The sequence below is a fragment of the Streptomyces sp. SID14515 genome (genome assembly GCF_010548505.1).
Taxonomy (GTDB): domain Bacteria; phylum Actinomycetota; class Actinomycetes; order Streptomycetales; family Streptomycetaceae; genus Streptomyces; species Streptomyces caviscabies.
On the sequence record NZ_JAAGMH010000121.1, the window covers coordinates 155,865 to 174,072 of the forward strand.

Consider the following 18,208-nt stretch of genomic DNA (forward strand, 5'->3'; position numbering starts at 1 on the left):
GACGACGGCGGTCGTCGGGCGCGGCAGGCCGCAGTGAAGCCCCGGACGCCGTACCCGCAGCTGTCCGCCCCCACCGATGGGGGTTCTGTGGCGCGTATCCGGGTTCTGGTGGTCGACGACCACCGCATCTTCGCCGAGTCGCTCGCGGCTGCCCTCGCGGCCGAGCCGGACGTCGACGTCTCCGCCGCGGGCAGCGGCCCTGCCGCGCTGCGCGCCCTGGAGCGCGCGGCCGCCGAGGGGCGCGGTTACGACGTGCTGCTGGTGGACGCCGAGTTGGGCGCCCTGGCGACCGGCGGTGCGCCCGCCGTGCCCGCGCCCCGGCCGGAGGAGCCGGGCGTCGTCGACGGCATCTCGCTGGTCGCCGGGGTCCGCTCGAACCGGCCCGCCGTACGGTCGGTGGTGCTGGCCGAGAAGGACGACCCGCGGGCCGCCGCGCGGGCGCTCCAGGCGGGGGCGTCGGGCTGGGTGGCCAAGGACTGCTCGCTGCAACGGCTGCTGTCGGTGATCCGGGGTGTGCTGCGCGACGAGACGCATCTGCCGCCCGCCCTGCTCACCGGCGTACTGCGGGAGCTGACCGCCGCCCGCAAGCACCGCACCGAGAGCGAGCGGCTGGTGGAGTCGCTGACGCCCCGGGAGCGCGAGGTGCTGCGCTGCATGGTGGCGGGGCTCGGCCGCAAGGCGGTCGCCGAGCGGCTGTTCCTGTCCCCGCACACGGTGCGCACCCATATGCAGAACGTGCTGGGCAAGCTCGGGGTGCACTCGACGCTGGCCGCGGTGGCGCTGGCCCGCCGGGCGGGGGTCGGCCCGGCGGAGCCGGCGATGCGTCCGCTAGGTGGGGATGTTGTCGAACGGGGCGGTCAACTGGCGCAGTAGCCCGGCCAGTTCGCCCCGCTGGTGGCGGGAGAGCTCGGCGAGGATGGCGCGCTCCTGGGCGAGCAGTCCGGCCAGCGACTGGTCGGCCTTGTCGCGGCCCTCGGCCGTGAGCCGGACGAGGACGCCGCGTCGGTCGCTCGGGTCGGGCAGCCGCTCGACGAGGTTCTTCTTGGTCAGGCGGTCGATGCGGTTGGTCATCGTGCCCGAGGTGACCAGGGTCTGGGTGAGGAGCTGTCCGGGGGAGAGCTGGTAGGGGGCGCCGGCCCGGCGCAGCGACGTCAGCACGTCGAACTCCCACGGCTCCAGGTTGTGCTCGGCGAAGGCTATGCGGCGGGCCCGGTCGAGGTGGCGAGCCAGGCGGGAGACGCGACTGAGCACCTCGAGTGGTTCCACGTCGAGGTCGGGGCGCTCTCGGCGCCATGCAGCGACCAAACGGTCGACCTCGTCCTCCATGTCGATCAGTGTAGAGGGTCCCTCGACATGAAGTCTCTTGAATTCAAGTGTCTTGACATCAAGATAGTCTCGGCGTGATCCTGATGCCCATGACACCCACTCCCGAACCCACCTGGGATCCGCGGCAGTACTTGCGCCACGCGGACCATCGCACCCGCCCCTTCCAGGACCTCCTGGCTCGCATCGGCGACCTCCCCGGCCACCCCGCGCCCCGCATCGCCGACCTCGGCTGCGGCGCGGGCAACGTCACCGCCCTCCTCGCGGACCGCTGGCCGAACGCCCGGATCACCGGCTACGACACCTCCCGCGAGATGCTCGCCGAAGCCGCCGCCCACGCCCGCCCGCCCCTGCTCGACTTCGCCGAGGCCGACGCCGCGGCCTGGCGGCCCACCGAGACGTACGGCCTGATCGTCTCCACCTCCGCGCTCCAGTGGATCCCCGGCCACGCCGAACACTTCCCCCGCTGGCTCGACGCCCTCGCCCCCGGCGGCACCCTCGCCTTCCAGGTCCCCGGCAACTTCACCGCCCCCAGCCACACCCTCCTGGCCGGCCTCCGCGAATCCGACCGCTGGCGCCCCCGCCTCCACGGCATCGGCGACCGCACCGCATCCGTCCTGGACCCCGCCGACTACCTCACCCGCCTCCGCGACCTGGGCTGCGCGGCCGACGTCTGGGAGACCACCTACCTCCAGACCCTGCACGGCGACGACGCGGTCCTCGACTGGGTCAAGGGCACCGCCCTGCGCCCCGTCCTCACCGCCCTGGCCGACGACCCCGAGGCCCGCGACGCGTTCCTCGCCGAATACCGCGACCTGCTCCGCGAGGCCTACCCGCCCGGCCCGTACGGCACGGTCTTCCCGTTCCGCCGCATCTTCGCCGTCGCCCGCAAGGAGAAGTGATGACCGCCTCCGCCCCTGCCGGCCTCGCCGCCGTCGACCACGTACAGCTCGCCGCCCCGCCCGGCTCCGAGGACGCCCTGCGCGCCTTCTACACCGAAGCCCTGGGCATGACCGAGATCCCGAAACCCCCGGTGCTCGCCGCCCGCGGCGGCTGCTGGTTCGCCGCCGGACCCGTCCAGCTCCACCTGGGCGTCGAGGAGAACTTCCGCCCCGCCAAGAAGGCCCACCCGGGCCTGCGCGTGACGGGAATCGTGGAGTACGCGGCCCGCCTGGAGGCCCACGGCGTCCACGTCGTATGGGACGACGACCTCCCCGGCCACCGCCGCTGCTACGCCCACGACCCGGTCGGCAACCGGCTGGAGTTCCTGGAGCCGGATGCGTAACCCGGCCCGCTCTACAGCGCTGCGAGCGCCTCCGCCGAGACGTCGATGTCCACCGGGAACGGCACACCCGTCTTCAGCCGGTCGTGGTGGATGCCCGTCAGCGCGTACGCCTTCGTCACCGGGTCCAGCTCGTAGACCCGGACGACGGGGTGCTGGTCGGTGCCGGTCATCTCGACCAGCCAGAAGTGCGGGATCCCGGCCGTCGCGTACTTGTGCGGCTTGGCTTCACGGTCGCGGGCCTCGGAGTCGGGGGAGACGACCTCGACGGCGAGGAGGACGTCGGCGGCCTGGTACCGCGTCACGTCGAGCCCGGTGATCGCCTCGGTCCGTACCACGGAGACATCCGGCTCGGGAGCGTTCCGCCGATCCAGTACCACGGTCATCTCCCGGCGCACCTTCACCTCCGGGGGCGCCGTACTGCGCAGTCCTGTCGTCAGCAGATCGATCATCGTGCTGTGAAAGTCTCGCTGCGGACTCACGAAAACCAGGCTCCCGTCGATCAGCTCGGTGTGCGGCGGGAGATCGGGCAGCGTGAACAGATCGTCCACGGTGTATCCGTCCTGCGGGGGCACCGGCCAGCGGGAGCTGTGCGCGGTGGTCGGCTCCGGGGTCATGGTTCCTCCCATGGACGGGATTCTGTGCCCTGCCGACCACACTACGGCGGGAAAACCGGACCCGTCCGCACGACGGGTGACCAAGTACGAACAGGTTCGAAGATCAGCTCTTCCGGTGCCCTATCAGCCGCGGCTTCGACTCCAGGTTCTCCAGCCCGTGCCAGCACAGATTCACCAGATGGGCGGCGACCTCCGCCTTCTTCGGCTTGCGGACGTCCAGCCACCACTGGCCCGTCAGCGCCACCATGCCCACCAGCGCCTGCGCGTACAGCGGGGCCAGCTTCGGGTCGAAGCCCCGGGCCTTGAACTCCAGGCCCAGGATGTCCTCCACCTGCGTGGCGATATCGCTGATCAGCGAAGCGAACGTGCCCGTCGACTGCGCCACCGGCGAATCCCGCACCAGGATCCGGAAACCGTCCGTGTACGACTCGATGTAGTCCAGCAGCGCGAACGCCGCCTGCTCCAGCAGCTCACGCGGATGGCCCGCCGTGAGCGCCCCCGTCACCATGTCCAGCAACTGACGCATCTCGCGGTCGACCACCACGGCGTACAGGCCCTCCTTGCCGCCGAAGTGCTCGTACACCACCGGCTTGGACACCCCGGCGCGCGCCGCGATCTCCTCCACCGACGTGCCCTCGAAGCCCTTGTCGGCGAACAGGGCGCGCCCGATGTCCAGCAGCTGCTCGCGGCGCTCCTTGCCCGTCATCCGGACCCGCCTGGCCCGGCGGGAGGGGGAAGGCCTGCTCTTCTCGCTGCTCGTGCTGGAGTCGGTCGCCACGTCGTCAATCATGCCGCGTCGGCCGGTACGGACGTGCGCCGGGAGCCGATACGCGCGGCATCGGGCCACCGTACGTCCGTGGCCCAGCCCAGCTTCTCGAACCAGCGGATCAGCCGGGCGCTGGAGTCGATCTGCCCCCGCATCACCCCGTGCCGCGCGCTCGTCGGATCCGCGTGGTGCAGGTTGTGCCACGACTCGCCGCACGACAGCACCGCCAGCCACCACACGTTCCCCGACCGGTCACGGGACTTGAAGGGCCGCTTGCCCACCGCGTGACAGATCGAGTTGATCGACCAGGTCACATGGTGCAGCAGCGCCACCCGCACCAGCGAACCCCAGAAGAACGCCGTCGCCGCACCCCACCACGACATCGTCACCAGACCGCCGACCAGCGGCGGAATCGCCAGCGAGACGATCGTGAAGGACAGGAAGTGGCGCGAGATGCCCCGGATCGCCGGGTCCTTGATCAGATCCGGCGCGTACTTCTGCTGCGGCGTCTGCTCCTCGTCGAACATCCATGCGATGTGTGCCCACCACAGCCCCTTCATCAGGGCCGGCAGCGTCTCCCCGAACCGCCACGGCGAATGCGGATCGCCCTCCGCGTCCGAGAACCGGTGGTGCTTGCGGTGATCGGCCACCCACCGCACCAGGGGCCCCTCCACCGCCAGCGAGCCCATCACGGCCAGCGCGATCCGCAACGGCCGCTTCGCCTTGAACGAACCGTGCGTGAAGTACCGGTGGAAGCCGATCGTGATCCCGTGGCATCCGATGAAGTACATCGCCACCAGCAGCCCCACATCCAGCCAGCTCACCCCCCAGCCCCACGCCAGAGGCACCGCCGCGACCAGCGCCACGAACGGCACCACGATGAACGCCAGCAGCGCGAACTGCTCGATCGACCGCTTCTTGTCGCCGCCCAGCGTGGCGGGCGGCAGCGAGGCCTCGGCGGCCCCGGGCGGCTCGGTCTCGTCGATCACTTGGGGAGCATGGGGAGTGCTCGGCATAGGGGAATACCTCGGAAGGTGAGGGAGCGGTACCAGGACGGCCGTGGCTACGGTTCCGTAACCTACGGCTTGGTAAGTATGGCAGTGACGGGCCCCACAACACGAGAGGCCGCTCCAACCCGTCCCACGCGGTAACCGACCCACCCACGGGGTAAGGGGCTAGAGGCCCGGGTGTCCCGGGCGGCGACCGCGGCCCCCGCCGGGGCAACGGACACGCCGCCTGCGACGACACCTATCCTGGGAGCGTCGGACAGCGCGGTCCGCACCCGCTCGTCGGGGCGTGGTGACAGCACCGCTGCCAGCCGCAGGGCCCCGGACCCCGCCACCCGCCCCCACCACCGGACACACGGGGACGGCGAAGCGAACGCACCTCCTCATTCACTGCAAGGAGCCGCACACTGTGAGCAGTGCCGACCAGACCCCTGCCGCCAGCCCCGCGCTGCGCGCCGACATCCGCCGCCTCGGCGACCTCCTCGGCGAGACCCTCGTACGCCAGGAGGGCCAGGAGCTCCTCGACCTCGTCGAGCGGGTCCGCGCCCTGACCCGCACCGACGGCGAAGCCGCCGCCGAGCTCCTCGGCGACACGGACCTGGAGACCGCCGCCCAGCTCGTGCGCGCCTTCTCCACCTACTTCCACCTCGCCAACGTCACCGAGCAGGTCCACCGCGCCCACGAGATGCGCGACCGCCGCTCGGCCGAGGGCGGCCTGCTGGCCCGCACCGCCGACCGGCTCAAGGACGCCGACCCCGAGCACCTGCGCGAGACGGTCAAGAACCTCAACGTCCGCCCCGTCTTCACCGCACACCCCACCGAGGCCGCCCGCCGGTCCGTCCTCAACAAGCTGCGCCGCATCGCGGCCCTCCTGGAGACCCCGGCCATCGAGGCCGACCGCCGCCGCCTGGACCTCCGCCTCGCCGAGAACATCGACCTCATCTGGCAGACCGACGAACTCCGCGTCGTCCGCCCGGAGCCCGCCGACGAGGCCCGCAACGCCATCTACTACCTCGACGAGCTGCACGCCAACGCCGTCGGCGATGTCCTCGAAGACCTCGCCGCCGAACTGGACCGCGTCGGCGTCGAACTCCCCGCCGGCACCCGCCCCCTCACCTTCGGCACCTGGATCGGCGGCGACCGCGACGGCAACCCCAACGTGACGCCCGCCGTCACCTGGGACGTCCTGATCCTCCAGCACGAGCACGGCATCACCGACGCCCTGGAGATGATCGACCACCTCCGCGGCCTCCTCTCCAACTCCATCCGCTACGCCGGAGCCACCGAGGAACTCCTCACCTCCCTCCAGGCCGACCTGGAACGCCTCCCCGGCATCAGCCCCCGCTACAAGCGGCTGAACGCCGAGGAGCCCTACCGCCTCAAGGCCACCTGCATCCGGCAGAAGCTCGTCAACACCCGCGAGCGCCTCGCCGAAGGCACCCCCCACCGCCCCGGCTGCGACTACCTCGGCACCGCCGAACTCCTCGCCGACCTGGAGCTCATCCAGACCTCCCTGCGCGAGCACCGCGGCGGCCTCTTCGCCGACGGCCGGATGGACCGCACCATCCGCACCCTGGCCGCCTTCGGCCTCCAGCTCGCCACCATGGACGTACGCGAACACGCCGACGCCCACCACCACGCCCTCGGCCAGCTCTTCGACCGGCTCGGCGAGGAATCCTGGCGCTACGCCGACATGCCCCGCGACTACCGGCAGAAGCTCCTCGCCAAGGAACTCCGCTCGCGCCGCCCGCTGGCCCCCACCCCGGCCCCGCTCGACGCGGCCGGCGAGAAGACCCTCGGCGTCTTCCACACCATCAAGCAGGCCTTCGAACGCTTCGGCCCCGAAGTCATCGAGTCCTACATCATCTCCATGTGCCAGGGCGCCGACGACGTCTTCGCCGCCGCCGTCCTCGCCCGCGAGGCCGGACTCATCGACCTCCACGCCGGCTGGGCCAAGATCGGCATCGTCCCGCTCCTGGAGACCACCGACGAGCTCAAGGCCGCCGACGTCATCCTCGACGCGATGCTCGCCGACCCCTCCTACCGCCGCCTCGTCTCACTGCGCGGCGACGTCCAGGAGGTCATGCTCGGCTACAGCGACTCCTCCAAGTTCGGCGGCATCACCACCTCCCAGTGGGAGATCCACCGCGCCCAGCGACGCCTCCGCGACGTCGCCCACCGCTACGGCGTACGCCTGCGCCTCTTCCACGGCCGCGGCGGCACCGTCGGCCGCGGCGGCGGCCCCTCCCACGACGCGATCCTCGCCCAGCCCTGGGGCACGCTGGAGGGCGAGATCAAGGTGACCGAGCAGGGCGAGGTCATCTCCGACAAGTACCTCATCCCCGCCCTCGCCCGCGAGAACCTGGAACTGACCGTCGCGGCCACCCTCCAGGCCTCCGCCCTGCACACCGCACCCCGCCAGTCCGACGAGGCCCTCGCCCGCTGGGACGCGGCCATGGACACCGTCTCCGACGCGGCCCACGGCGCCTACCGCAAGCTCGTCGAGGACCCGGACCTGCCCGCGTACTTCCTCGCCTCCACCCCGGTGGACCAGCTCGCCGACCTGCACCTGGGCTCGCGGCCCTCCCGCCGCCCCGGCTCGGGCGTCTCGCTCGACGGACTCCGCGCCATCCCGTGGGTCTTCGGCTGGACCCAGTCCCGCCAGATCGTGCCCGGCTGGTACGGCGTCGGCTCCGGCCTCAAGGCCCTGCGCGAAGCCGGACTCGACACCGTCCTCGAAGAGATGCACGAGCACTGGCACTTCTTCCGGAACTTCCTCTCCAACGTGGAGATGACGCTCGCCAAGACCGACCTGCGCATCGCCCGGCACTACGTCGACACGCTCGTCCCCGACGAGCTGAAGCACGTCTTCGACGCCATCGAGGCCGAGCACGCGCTGACCGTGAGCGAAGTCCTCAAGGTCACCGGCTCCACCGAACTGCTCGGCACCAGCCCGGTGCTCCAGCAGACCTTCGCCATCCGCGACGCCTACCTGGACCCGATCTCCTACCTCCAGGTCTCGCTGCTGGCCCGCCAGCGCCAGGCCGCCGAACGCGGCGAGGAACCCGACCCGCTGCTCTCCCGCGCCCTGCTGCTCACCGTCAACGGCGTAGCGGCAGGCCTGCGCAACACCGGCTGACCGTACGGAAGACCCCGGGGCGGTCCTGCTACAGCGCGACGAACGTCGCCACCAGCAGGGCCGCCCCCGCCGTTCCCGCACCCCACGCCGTACGCGTCAGCCGCAGCCCGCCGCCGATCACGAACGCGGCCAGCACCAGCGCCCCGCCCAACGGCACCCAGGCATGCAGAAAGCCCGGCAGCCCCGTGCGGACCACCGCATCGGTACCGGGCTTCACCACCACGGGGAAACGATCCCCCTTCCGCGCCGCGACGGACGCGTCCAGCGTCACCCGCGGACGCTCCCGCGACACCGAGTCCGGCTCGTACGACCCGGTGCACGTGTCCTCGCCGCACCCCGTCACCGTCACGGTCCCGTGCTCGCGGCCCTTGGCCAGAACGATGTGGTGCGCGGTGTTCCACGACGACCAGGCACCCGCGACCAGCAGCACCAGGACGACCAGCCCCATGGCCGCCCGACGCCCCGCGACCGCCGCACGCTGGGAAGAGCTCCGCTTCATGGGGGCCGATCCTTGGCCAGACCCGCACCCCCGGTCAACCTATGGCCGAAAAACGCCCCACCAGCACCAGGAATGTCAGGAGTTGTACGCGGCGGGACGGGGTACGCACACGCGACAGCTCACAGGCCCTCAGGAGTTGTACGCGCTCTGCGCCCGCTCCAGACCCTCCGCCAGCAGACACTCCACCGCGTCCGCCGACCGGTCCACCAGGAACGCCAGCTCCTTGCGCTCGGTCGACGAGAAGTCCTTCAACACGAAATCCGCGACCTGCATCCGCCCCGGCGGCCGCCCGATCCCGAACCGCACCCGGTGATAGTCCGGACCCATCGCCTTCGTCATCGACTTCAGCCCGTTGTGCCCGTTGTCCCCGCCGCCCAGCTTCAGCCGCAGCGCCCCGTAGTCGACGTCCAGCTCGTCATGGACCGCCACCACATGATCCGTCGGCACCTTGTAGAAGTCCCGCAGCGCCGTCACCGGACCGCCCGACAGATTCATGTACGACATCGGCTTCGCCAGGACCACCCGACGGCTCGCCGGCCCCGGCGGACCGATCCGCCCCTCCAGGACCTGCGCCTGCGCCTTCTGCGCCCGCTTGAACTTCGCGCCGATCCGTGTCGCCAGCAGATCGGCGACCATGAACCCGACATTGTGCCGGTTCGCCGCATAGTCGGGACCCGGATTGCCCAGGCCCACGATGAGCCAGGGGTCGGTGGCGTCGGACATCAGCGCTCGGTCTCCTCACGTACGGCTTGCGGCTTGCGGCACAGGCAAACGGGGCGGTGGCTCCCGGAAGGGAACCACCACCCCGTCAGTCAAGCAGGTGGAACAAGTGATGCGGGTTGTGCGGGTGAAACCGTGAGCGGTGAGGCTCAGGCCTCGGCGGCGGCGGTCTCGGCAGCCTCGTCCGCGGACGGCTCCTCGGCCTGCGCGGCGACGACCTGGATCACGATGGCGTCCTCGTCACCGGCGAGCACGGAGCCCTTCGGCAGCGCGATGTCCTTCGCCAGGATCGAGTCACCGGCGTCCAGGCCCGCGACGGAGACCGTCACGGACTCGGGGATGTGGGTGGCCTCGGCCTCGACGAGCAGCGTGTTCAGCACGAACTCGAGCAGGTTGGCGCCCGGCGCCAGGTCGCCCTCGGCGTGCACCGCGATCTCGACGTTGACCTTCTCGCCGCGCTTCACGGTCAGCAGGTCGACGTGCTCGATGGTGCCCTTGAGGGGGTGACGCTGCACGGCCTTCGGGATGACCAGCGCGTCCTTGCCGTCGATCTCCAGACCGATCAGCACGTTGGCCGTACGCAGCGCGAGCAGCAGGTCGTGACCCGGCAGCGTGACGTGGACCGGCTCGGCGCCGTGGCCGTAGACGACCGCGGGAACACGGTTGGCACGACGCACACGGCGGGCGGCGCCCTTGCCGAACTCGGTACGGACCTCGGTGGCGAGCTTGATCTCAGCCATGGTTGCACTCCTCGTCAGGTGGGTGAGCCGTCGGGAGACGGAACACGAACGGTCACCCGGCCCACGACAGGCCTGCTACGAAGAGCGCGTCGATAACGGACCGCCGTACACACAGGTACGGCCTCCCTCGCCGAGCAACTCGCTGAGTCTACCCGGCGGGGAGGCCGCACCCCAAAGTGGATCACCAGGCGGTGATCAGCACCGCTGTCAGCCCTGCTCCTCGAAGAGGCTCGTCACCGAACCGTCCTCGAACACCTCACGCACCGCACGCGCGATCGTCGGCGCGATCGAGAGCACCGTGATCTTGTCCAGCTCCAGCTCACCCGGGGTCGGCAGCGTGTCCGTGAACACGAACTCGCTCACCTTCGAGTTCTTCAGCCGGTCCGCCGCCGGACCCGACAGCACACCGTGCGTCGCCGTCACGATGACGTCCTCCGCACCGTGCGCGAACAGGGCGTCCGCCGCGGCGCAGATCGTGCCACCGGTGTCGATCATGTCGTCGACCAGCACACAGACGCGGCCCTCGACGTTGCCGACGACCTCGTGGACGGAGACCTGGTTCGGAACGTCCTTGTCACGGCGCTTGTGCACGATCGCCAGCGGCGCGTCCAGCCGGTCGCACCAGCGGTCGGCGACCCGCACACGGCCCGCGTCCGGCGACACGATCGTCAGCTTGGAACGGTCGACCTTCGCGCCGACGTAGTCCGCCAGGATCGGCAGCGCGAACAGGTGGTCCACCGGGCCGTCGAAGAAGCCCTGGATCTGGTCCGTGTGCAGATCGACGGTGAGGATCCGGTCCGCACCCGCCGTCTTCATCAGGTCCGCCACCAGACGGGCCGAGATCGGCTCACGGCCACGGTGCTTCTTGTCCTGGCGGGCGTACCCGTAGAACGGCACGATCACCGTGATGGAACGGGCCGAAGCGCGCTTCAGCGCGTCCAGCATGATCAGCTGCTCCATGATCCACTTGTTGATCGGAGCCGTGTGGCTCTGGATCAGGAAGCAGTCCGCGCCACGTGCCGACTCCTGGAAGCGCACGTAGATCTCACCGTTGGCGAAATCGAAGGCCTTCGTCGGCACGAGGCCGACACCCAGTTGATGTGCGACCTCCTCGGCCAGCTCGGGGTGGGCGCGGCCGGAGAAGAGCATCAGTTTCTTCTCGCCGGTCGTCTTGATCCCGGTCACAGCACAGTCTCCTCAGACGTGTATCTGGCGCTGCACGCATAGGTCCCGATGTGCAACGAGCCAGCCGAAATGGGTGAGCATCTATCACGGTACGCCGTCACCGGCGCACCTGTTTCCGGTCAGCTTTGGCCGTCGGTCTCCTGCGAGGAGGCCTGAGCGGCCTGAGCGGCGGCGCTGCCCGGACGCTTCCGGGCCACCCAACCCTCGATATTCCGCTGCTGGCCCCGCGCCACGGCCAGCGAACCGGCGGGCACGTCCTTCGTGATGACCGACCCGGCGGCGGTGTAGACCCCGTCCCCGACCGTGACAGGCGCCACAAACATATTGTCGGAACCGGTACGGCAGTGAGAACCGATCGTCGTGTGGTGCTTGGCGACGCCGTCGTAGTTCACGAAGACGCTCGCCGCGCCGATGTTGGTGTGATCGCCGATCGTCGCGTCACCGACGTAGCTGAGGTGCGGGACCTTCGTCCCTTCTCCGATCGTCGCGTTCTTCATCTCCACGTACGTACCGGCCTTGGCCTTCGTGCCCAGCCGGGTGCCCGGCCGCAGGTAGGCGTACGGCCCGACCGACGCCCCGGGCCCGACCTCGGCCGAGAGCGTCACGGAGTTGTCCACCCGGGCGCCGGCGCCGACGACGGTGTCCTCGATCCGCGAGTTCGGTCCCACCTCGCTGTCCTCCGCGAGATGCGTGGTCCCCAGCAGCTGGGTCCCCGGGTGCACGATCGCGTCCCGCTCGTACGTGACGGTCGCGTCGATCAGCGTGGACGCCGGGTCGACGATCGTCACGCCCGCGAGCATCGCCCGCTCCAACAGCCGCTCGTTCAGCAGCCGGCGCGCCTCGGCCAGCTGGAGCCGGTTGTTGATGCCGAGGATCTCGCGGTGGTCGCCCGCCACGGACGCCCCGACCCGGTGCCCGGCCTCGCGCAGGATGGAGAGCACATCGGTGAGGTACTCCTCGCCCTGGCTGTTGTCGGTACGCACCTTGCCCAGCGCGTCGCCCAGCAGCCGCCCGTCGAACGCGAACACCCCGGAGTTGATCTCTGAGATCGCCCGCTGCTCGTCGGTGGCGTCCTTGTGCTCGACGATCTCGGTGACCGCACCGGTGGCGGGGTCGCGCACGATGCGCCCGTAACCGGTGGAGTCCGGGACCTCGGCGCTCAGGACGGTGACCGCGTTGGCGTCGGCGGCATGGGTGGCGGCGAGCGCGCCGAGCGTCTCGCCGGACAGCAGCGGGGTGTCGCCGCAGACGACGATCACGGTGCCGTCGACGCCCCCGCCGAGCTCTTCGAGCCCCATGCGGACGGCGTGCCCGGTGCCGTTCTGCTCGGCCTGGAAGGCGGTGCGCACGGGGGCGTCGCCGGCGTTCAGATGCGCGGTGACCTGCTCACTGGCGTGTCCGACGACCACGACGAGGTGCTGGGGGTCCAGCTCACGGGCGGCGGCGACGACATGTCCGACGAGCGAGCGCCCGGAGATCTCGTGCAGAACCTTGGGAGTCTTCGACTTCATGCGGGTGCCCTCACCCGCTGCGAGGACGACGACGGCTGCCGGGCTGGTTGCGCTCACGGATGTGCCCTTCGGCTTCGGGTGGTGGTCATCCGCAGGATACCGGGGGTGTTTCCGGTGGAAACGGGGGCGGGCCCCGACCGGTGTGGTCGGGGCCCGCATGCGCTGCTCCCGGGGAAGGAATCGAACCCTCATTCAATGGACCAAAACCATTTGTCCTGCCATTAGACGACCCGGGATAGTATCGCCGTTTATGTCCGATTCTCTTGATCGGCTCGTTTTGCAGCCCCTACTATGCCGCACCAGGAGCCCTCGACGCGACGGTACAGGTCGGCACCTTTGAGGGACGTCTTGCCGAACGCCGTGGGGGGCGGCGCCCGGTGAGAGTGATCCAGTGCTGCTCCGCTGCCGCGATCGGCATGCGTTTCGTGCTTGTTCGAACGCGGAACGTGCTGTTGCCGGTCACCCGAAATTGAGATGCGTCCGCCCGTAGGCTGGATGCCATGACCGCAACGGGGGCAGACCGGGAAGCGGCGGGATCGACCACCCGCGGCTACTGGTGGTGGGAGCGGCGACGCAGTGTCGCCCTGGACGTGGGACTGGCGCTGGTGTCGGCGCTGGAGTGTGGCCTGGAGGGGGTGGAGTTCGCCCGGAACACCGGGGTGCCGGTGCCGGTGGGCGTGGTGTTCGGGCTGTTGGCGGGTTCGGTGCTGCTGGTACGTCGGCGGTGGCCGATCGCCGTGGTGCTCGTGACCATCGCGATGACGCCCGCCGAGATGGGCTTCCTGATGGCCCTCGTGGGCCTCTACACGCTGGCCGCGTCCGAGGTGCCGCGCCGGATCACCGTCGTCCTGGCGGGGATGGCGCTGGTGGGGACGTTCATCGTCACGTACGTACGGCTGCGGCAGAGCGTGGCCGAGCAGGCCGACTTCGGGCCGGGGGACTGGTATGTCCCGCTGATGTCCGTCTTCATGGCGGTGGGGCTGACGGCCCCGTCCGTGCTGTTCGGCCTCTACATAGGGGCCAGACGCCGGCTGATGGAGAGCCTGCGGGAGCGGGCCGATTCGCTGGAGCGGGAGCTGTCGCTGCTCGCGGACCGGGCCGAGGAGCGGGCCGAGTGGGCGCGTACGGAGGAGCGGACCCGGATCGCCCGGGAGATGCACGACGTGGTCGCCCACCGGGTGAGCCTGATGGTGGTCCACGCCGCCGCGCTCCAGGCCGTCGCGCCGAAGGACCCGGCGAAGGCGGTGCGCAACGCGGCGCTGGTCGGGGACATGGGCCGGCAGGCGCTGACGGAGCTGCGCGAGATGCTCGGGGTGCTGCGGACCGGGGACGCGCTGATCGCGCCGGCCGCGGCGGGGGCGGTTCCGCTGGCGTCGGTGAAGCAGGTGGCCGCGGCCGCCGCTGCCGCCGCCTCGGAGGACGGGCCCCGGCTGGACGAGCTGGAGGCGCTGGTGGCGCAGTCGCGGCAGGCGGGGATGACCGTCGAGATGTCCGTGGACGGTGAGGTGCGGCCGTATCCGCCGGAGGTCGAGCAGACCGCGTTCCGGGTGGTGCAGGAGGCGCTGACGAACGTGCACAAGCATGCGGCGGGCGCGAAGACGTGGGTGCGGCTCGCGCATCGGGAGTCCGAGGTCGCGATGCAGGTGGAGAACGGGCCCTCGGACTCGGCGGCGGCGGATGCGGGGCTGCCCAGTGGGGGGAACGGGTTGGTGGGGATGCGGGAGCGGGTGCTGGGGCTGGGGGGCGTGTTCGTGTCCGGTCCTACGGACGCGGGGGGTTTCCGGGTCTCGGCGGTGCTCCCGGACGGCTCGAACGCCTGACGACGACCCCGGCCACTCCTGCCCGTCCGGCGTTTGAGGACGGAACCCCGGTGGTGGGGAGCGGCGCCCTCTTCCTGGCCGGGAAGCGATGGTGCCCGTTCGTCCCGGGCAACGGTTTCGTCCTCAAACGCCGGACGGGCTAGGAGGTGCAACGGGTCCGTCCTCAAGCGCCGGACGGGCTGGGAGGTGCAACGGGTCCGTCCTCAAGCGCCGGACGGGCTGGGTATGGCTAGGCCGATGTCAGGCGGGACGGTTGGGTGCCCGTTACCAGTGTGGCCAGGGCCTCGTCGATGTCCTGGCCCAGGAACCAGTCGCCCGTGTGGTCGATGCTGTACACCCGCCCCTCCGTGTCGATCGCCAGCACCGCCTGCTCCTCGCCCTCCGCCCCCAGCGGGCTGACCTCCGTCTCCAGGGCCCGGCCGAGGTCGCCCAGCGTCCGGGCCAGATGGAGCCCGCTCAGCGGATCGATCCGTACCGACGCGGGCGCGATGTGCCGGCCGGGCGCGGACGCGGTGATGTGGAGGCCGCCGAACTCGGCCCAGGCCTCCACCGCCGCCGGGAAGACGGCGTGCCGGTGGCCGGCCGGAGAGGCGTGGGAGCGCAGCGCGTCGGCCCACTCCTCCGCCTGGCGGATGTCCCAGCGCCCGGGCTGCCAGCCCGCTTCGCGCAGGGCGGCGTCGACGGCGACGGGGAAGCGGGTGGAGGTGTGCTGCTGACGGTCGTGCATCGGTGGGCGGTCAGCCCTTCTCGGCGGTGGTCGCGGCGCCGGTGGAGGTCAGGTCGACGGGGCGTACGCCGAAGTGGGACAGGAGTGCCGAACAGGATCGGCAGGGCGGTGCGTAGCTGCCGTGGAGCGGATCGCCGTCCTCGCGGATGCGCCGGGCGGTGAGCCGGGAGTGCTTGAGCGCACGGCGCGCTTCCCCGTTGGTCAGGGGTTTTCGCTGGGCGCGTTTGGAGCGCCCGCTCTCGGCGGCGGTGAGCTGACGGGAGAGGAGTATCGCTTCGGGGCAGCGCCCGGTGAAGCGTTCGCGCTGGCCGCTGGTGAGGGTGTCGAGGAAGTCCTGGACGAGCGGGTGCAGCACCGACGGCTGGTCCCCCTTGCCCGCGGTGCAGGTGAGCGTCTCGCCGCGTACGGACAGGGCGGCGGCCACCGCGGGAAGGATCCCGTCGCGGCGGTGGATCAGTCGGGGCGTACGGCTGGTCTCGGTGCTGCTCCAGGTGAGTCGCGGATCCCCTGATGTGACGGTTTGTGTGGAATGCATCGTGCTGACGTCCCTCCCTGCAATCCCCCGAGTTGCGGGGACAGCCTGCCAAATGTGCCAGGTGGTGGGGAAGCTGGGGCGGGGAAACGTGTCTGCGTGTCGCCCGAAGGTGCGAGACCGTCGCCTCACCGTCACGCGAATGTGACCGTTCGTGACGGAACCGGCGGGACGGGACCCCCTGTTGCCCCACCGCTTAGGCTGTGCGGAACACCGGACGCAGCAGGGGGCATCAGCCATGACGACAGGTCGGCTCGGGCAGCAAGCCGCGCCACCGAACGCCGCCTACGCCGGGCAGGTCGTGAACTTCCCGGACCCGGTCCGGGCGGCCCGCCACCCCGCAGGGGTGCGGATGGACGGAAGCGGCCACCCGGTTCTTTCGCCGTACGCGCGCGCCGCCGCGGAGATCGCCGATCCGCCTCCGGGCTTCGGTATCGACGAGCTGCGCCTGACCGACTACGTGTCGGCGAACGCTGCGATGGCGGCGAGCGGCCACGACCTGTGGGACACGATTCCCGCGGTGGCGACCCCGCACGGCTGGACCTGGCACCACGTGCCGGGCGGCCGGCGGATGGAGCTGGTGCCGGTCGAGGTGAAGGCGCTGCTGCGCCATCACGGCGGTCTGGCGGGTACGGACGTGGACCAGAACCGGCGGGGCACCCGCCCGTTGCAGGAGACCCGTCCGGCGCACTTCCGGCTGCCCAAGGGCGCGGGCGCGGTGAGCGAGCAGCAGGTGCAGGGTGTCGAGGAGGATCTCGGCTACCGGCTGCCCGGCGCGTACCGCTCTTTCCTGAAGGCGGCCGGCGGTTCGGCCCCGGTGGGCGCGGCGTTGGACGCGGAGCTGGGGCTGCTGGTGGACCAGCCGTTCTTCACGGTGCGTGACGAGGCCGCGGTGAACGACCTGGTGTACGTGAACAAGTGCCTGCGGGACCACTTCACCAAGGACTACCTGGGCGTCGCGTTCGTCCAGGGCGGGATTCTGGCGGTGAAGGTGCGCGGCCAGGACCCCGGTTCGGTGTGGTTCTGCCCGTACGACGATGCCCGGGACCAGGACGGTTGGAGTGTCCAGGAGCGTGTGGAGCGGCTGCTGCTGCCCTGCGGTGCGGACTTCGACGCCTTCCTGCAGCGGCTGGCGGGCAATCCGCCGGAGCTGGAGACCGTGGCGAACCTGATGGTGGACGGCGGCTTCGCGCGCGCCGTCCCGGTGGAGGGGTGAGCGCGGTGGTGACTTTCGCGCAGGCGCAGGAGCGGGCGGACGAGTGGGTCAACGGTGACGTGCCCGCGTATCAGCACCGTGAGGTGCGGGTCCGTGAGTTCGAGCTGGGTTTCGTGGTGTGGGCCGAGGACCGGCCGGAGGGCCCCGTCTCGGACGGCGGCCGGCAGCGGCTGGTGATCGCCCGGGACAGCGGTGAGGCGACGTTGTGGCCGGGGCTGCCGGTGGGCGAGGTGATCCGGCGGTACGAGGAGGAGTACGGCGCTCCGGCCGGTGCGCCGGTCGCCGCTCCGGAGCCGCCGCAGCGGGTGGATCTGAACCAGACGTCGTTCCTGCTGACTCCGCCGGAGTGGCTCCAGGAGGCGGCGGACAAGCTGGGGATTCCGGATCACCGTGCGGAGCGGCGGGAGTCGGAGGCCCGGCCCGAGGCGGAGGCGGCCGAGCCCTCTTCGCCCCCGGCCCCCTCGCCGTCGGTATCGGCGTCCGGTGCGACCCCGGTTCCCGGCCCCGGTCCTGTCGCCGACTCCGTCCCGGAGCCCGCGTCGGCCGGCGCGGACGCGACGCCTCCGCCGTCCTCTTCCTCTTCGTGGCCCGCCGCCGGTGGTGGCGACGCCTACGAGCCCACGGCCTCCGACGGCGTGCCGGCCGGGGCGACGCCCTGGGCGGGCACGGACACCAACTCCGACTCCGACGACGCGGCCGTTCCGCTGCCCGCGACGGTGTTCGCGCCGCCGCTGTCGGGGACGGACGACGAGGAGGCCCCGCCGCCGGTCGTCCCGGCCGAGGCGCCCACCGCGCTGATGTCCGGGGGCAGCCAGCTGCCGCGTACACAGGTGGCTCCGGCTCTCCGGCCGGACCAGGGGCAGGGGGCTGCGCAGGGCGGGGCCGGTGACATCGCGGACGCGGCCACCAGCAAGGCCGTGGTGCCGCCGCGCGGTGCGCGCGGGGGCGGTTCGTCGACCCCGCCGCCGCCCGGTGCGCCCGGGATTCCCGGTATGCCGCCGGGCGCTACGCCGCCGCCCTCGGGCCCGGGTGCGCCCGGGGCCCCGGCGGGTGGGTACGTCCCGACGCAGCTCGTCTCCCAGCTCGGCCCGCCCGGACCGCCCGCGCCTCCGGGTCCGCCCGGT

General features: G+C 71.2%; 17 protein-coding genes, 1 tRNA gene and 1 pseudogene. 7 read left to right on the forward strand and 12 right to left on the reverse strand.

All coding sequences use genetic code 11. From position 1 onward, the window contains the following. The first annotated feature begins 87 nt into the window (after window positions 1–87). On the forward strand, window positions 88–873 hold the full coding sequence (locus G3I54_RS29315) for a response regulator transcription factor (RefSeq protein WP_164618810.1): 786 nt from the start codon (window positions 88–90) through the stop codon (window positions 871–873). Here G3I54_RS29315 and G3I54_RS29320 read toward each other — a convergent pair. Beyond that, window positions 829–1,326 (reverse strand): MarR family transcriptional regulator, encoded by a 498-nt coding sequence (locus tag G3I54_RS29320; protein ID WP_164618813.1) that lies wholly within the window; start codon window positions 1,324–1,326, stop codon window positions 829–831. The two genes, G3I54_RS29315 and G3I54_RS29320, sit on opposite strands and share 45 nt — an antisense overlap. Window positions 1,327–1,415: 89 nt before the next feature. Here G3I54_RS29320 and G3I54_RS29325 point away from each other — a divergent pair, with 89 nt between their 5' ends. Together G3I54_RS29325 and G3I54_RS29330 are read left to right on the forward strand one after the other, a co-directional pair. Continuing rightward, window positions 1,416–2,225 carry a trans-aconitate 2-methyltransferase gene (locus tag G3I54_RS29325; protein WP_164618815.1) on the forward strand — a complete coding sequence of 270 codons (810 nt, stop codon included), beginning with the start codon at window positions 1,416–1,418 and terminating at the stop codon, window positions 2,223–2,225. Beyond that, entirely contained in the window at window positions 2,225–2,608 is a 384-nt protein-coding gene (locus G3I54_RS29330; RefSeq protein ID WP_164618817.1) for a VOC family protein, read from the forward strand. The genes G3I54_RS29325 and G3I54_RS29330 overlap by 1 nt, the downstream gene beginning before the upstream one ends. Window positions 2,609–2,619: 11 nt before the next feature. Here G3I54_RS29330 and G3I54_RS29335 read toward each other — a convergent pair whose 3' ends face one another. The 3 genes from G3I54_RS29335 to G3I54_RS29345 form a co-directional block, all read right to left on the reverse strand. Continuing rightward, on the reverse strand, window positions 2,620–3,222 hold the full coding sequence (locus G3I54_RS29335; RefSeq protein ID WP_164618869.1) for a Uma2 family endonuclease: 603 nt from the start codon (window positions 3,220–3,222) through the stop codon (window positions 2,620–2,622). Between the two features lie 103 nt (window positions 3,223–3,325). Then, complete coding sequence (locus G3I54_RS29340; RefSeq protein WP_030086289.1) at window positions 3,326–4,012, reverse strand: TetR/AcrR family transcriptional regulator; 687 nt, start codon at window positions 4,010–4,012, stop codon at window positions 3,326–3,328. After that, window positions 4,009–5,004, reverse strand: coding sequence for a fatty acid desaturase (locus G3I54_RS29345; RefSeq protein WP_164618819.1), 996 nt, complete (start codon window positions 5,002–5,004; stop codon window positions 4,009–4,011). The genes G3I54_RS29340 and G3I54_RS29345 overlap by 4 nt, the downstream gene beginning before the upstream one ends. Window positions 5,005–5,404: 400 nt before the next feature. Between G3I54_RS29345 and ppc the strand changes: the two genes are divergently transcribed. Continuing rightward, entirely contained in the window at window positions 5,405–8,134 is a 2,730-nt protein-coding gene (gene ppc, locus G3I54_RS29350) for a phosphoenolpyruvate carboxylase (protein WP_030086285.1), read from the forward strand. A 28-nt stretch (window positions 8,135–8,162) separates the two neighbouring features. Here the strand turns inward: ppc and G3I54_RS29355 are convergent, their stop codons facing one another. The 6 genes from G3I54_RS29355 to G3I54_RS29380 form a co-directional block, all read right to left on the reverse strand. Continuing rightward, window positions 8,163–8,633: a hypothetical protein gene (locus tag G3I54_RS29355; RefSeq protein WP_164618821.1), complete on the reverse strand. Its 471-nt coding sequence runs from the start codon at window positions 8,631–8,633 to the stop codon at window positions 8,163–8,165. Between the two features lie 129 nt (window positions 8,634–8,762). After that, window positions 8,763–9,356, reverse strand: a complete 594-nt coding sequence (pth, locus tag G3I54_RS29360) for an aminoacyl-tRNA hydrolase (RefSeq protein ID WP_164618823.1) — start codon at window positions 9,354–9,356, stop codon at window positions 8,763–8,765. A gap of 146 nt (window positions 9,357–9,502) precedes the next feature. After that, a complete protein-coding gene (locus tag G3I54_RS29365) occupies window positions 9,503–10,093 on the reverse strand; it encodes a 50S ribosomal protein L25/general stress protein Ctc (protein ID WP_164618826.1) in 591 nt (196 codons plus the stop codon). 207 nt (window positions 10,094–10,300) lie between these two features. Further along, window positions 10,301–11,278 carry a ribose-phosphate diphosphokinase gene (locus tag G3I54_RS29370; RefSeq protein ID WP_007455203.1) on the reverse strand — a complete coding sequence of 326 codons (978 nt, stop codon included), beginning with the start codon at window positions 11,276–11,278 and terminating at the stop codon, window positions 10,301–10,303. Window positions 11,279–11,397: 119 nt separating this feature from the next. Beyond that, complete coding sequence (gene glmU, locus G3I54_RS29375; RefSeq protein WP_164618828.1) at window positions 11,398–12,846, reverse strand: bifunctional UDP-N-acetylglucosamine diphosphorylase/glucosamine-1-phosphate N-acetyltransferase GlmU; 1,449 nt, start codon at window positions 12,844–12,846, stop codon at window positions 11,398–11,400. Window positions 12,847–12,954: 108 nt separating this feature from the next. After that, window positions 12,955–13,025: transfer RNA gene (locus G3I54_RS29380), tRNA-Gln, on the reverse strand. A 264-nt stretch (window positions 13,026–13,289) separates the two neighbouring features. Between G3I54_RS29380 and G3I54_RS29385 the strand changes: the two genes are divergently transcribed. Further along, the gene (locus G3I54_RS29385; RefSeq protein WP_164618830.1) at window positions 13,290–14,609 is read left to right on the forward strand and encodes a histidine kinase; all 1,320 of its coding nucleotides are present in this window, start codon (window positions 13,290–13,292) and stop codon (window positions 14,607–14,609) included. A 229-nt stretch (window positions 14,610–14,838) separates the two neighbouring features. Here the strand turns inward: G3I54_RS29385 and G3I54_RS29390 are convergent, their stop codons facing one another. Both G3I54_RS29390 and G3I54_RS29395 read right to left on the reverse strand, forming a co-directional pair. Then, a complete protein-coding gene (locus G3I54_RS29390; RefSeq protein WP_164618832.1) occupies window positions 14,839–15,336 on the reverse strand; it encodes an SUKH-3 domain-containing protein in 498 nt (165 codons plus the stop codon). Window positions 15,337–15,346: 10 nt separating this feature from the next. Next, entirely contained in the window at window positions 15,347–15,871 is a 525-nt protein-coding gene (locus tag G3I54_RS29395; RefSeq protein WP_164618834.1) for a YwqJ-related putative deaminase, read from the reverse strand. A 235-nt stretch (window positions 15,872–16,106) separates the two neighbouring features. Here G3I54_RS29395 and G3I54_RS29400 point away from each other — a divergent pair, with 235 nt between their 5' ends. Then, on the forward strand, window positions 16,107–17,084 hold the full coding sequence (locus G3I54_RS29400) for an SMI1/KNR4 family protein (protein WP_164618836.1): 978 nt from the start codon (window positions 16,107–16,109) through the stop codon (window positions 17,082–17,084). Further along, window positions 17,081–18,208, forward strand: a pseudogene (locus G3I54_RS29405) (hypothetical protein); the annotation flags it as partial. The gene G3I54_RS29400 and the pseudogene G3I54_RS29405, both read left to right, overlap by 4 nt.

What these genes read in the sequence shown, in the direction of transcription:
- G3I54_RS29320 (WP_164618813.1), bottom strand. Translation starts at nt 1,326, where the DNA reads ATGGAGGACGAGGTCGACCGTTTGGTCGCTGCATGGCGCCGAGAGCGC.
- G3I54_RS29325 (WP_164618815.1), top strand. Translation starts at nt 1,416, where the DNA reads ATGACACCCACTCCCGAACCCACCTGGGATCCGCGGCAGTACTTGCGC.
- G3I54_RS29330 (WP_164618817.1), top strand. Translation starts at nt 2,225, where the DNA reads ATGACCGCCTCCGCCCCTGCCGGCCTCGCCGCCGTCGACCACGTACAG.
- G3I54_RS29335 (WP_164618869.1), bottom strand. Translation starts at nt 3,222, where the DNA reads ATGACCCCGGAGCCGACCACCGCGCACAGCTCCCGCTGGCCGGTGCCC.
- G3I54_RS29340 (WP_030086289.1), bottom strand. Translation starts at nt 4,012, where the DNA reads ATGATTGACGACGTGGCGACCGACTCCAGCACGAGCAGCGAGAAGAGC.
- G3I54_RS29345 (WP_164618819.1), bottom strand. Translation starts at nt 5,004, where the DNA reads ATGCCGAGCACTCCCCATGCTCCCCAAGTGATCGACGAGACCGAGCCG.
- G3I54_RS29355 (WP_164618821.1), bottom strand. Translation starts at nt 8,633, where the DNA reads ATGAAGCGGAGCTCTTCCCAGCGTGCGGCGGTCGCGGGGCGTCGGGCG.
- pth (WP_164618823.1), bottom strand. Translation starts at nt 9,356, where the DNA reads ATGTCCGACGCCACCGACCCCTGGCTCATCGTGGGCCTGGGCAATCCG.
- G3I54_RS29365 (WP_164618826.1), bottom strand. Translation starts at nt 10,093, where the DNA reads ATGGCTGAGATCAAGCTCGCCACCGAGGTCCGTACCGAGTTCGGCAAG.
- G3I54_RS29385 (WP_164618830.1), top strand. Translation starts at nt 13,290, where the DNA reads ATGACCGCAACGGGGGCAGACCGGGAAGCGGCGGGATCGACCACCCGC.
- G3I54_RS29390 (WP_164618832.1), bottom strand. Translation starts at nt 15,336, where the DNA reads ATGCACGACCGTCAGCAGCACACCTCCACCCGCTTCCCCGTCGCCGTC.
- G3I54_RS29395 (WP_164618834.1), bottom strand. Translation starts at nt 15,871, where the DNA reads ATGCATTCCACACAAACCGTCACATCAGGGGATCCGCGACTCACCTGG.
- G3I54_RS29400 (WP_164618836.1), top strand. Translation starts at nt 16,107, where the DNA reads ATGACGACAGGTCGGCTCGGGCAGCAAGCCGCGCCACCGAACGCCGCC.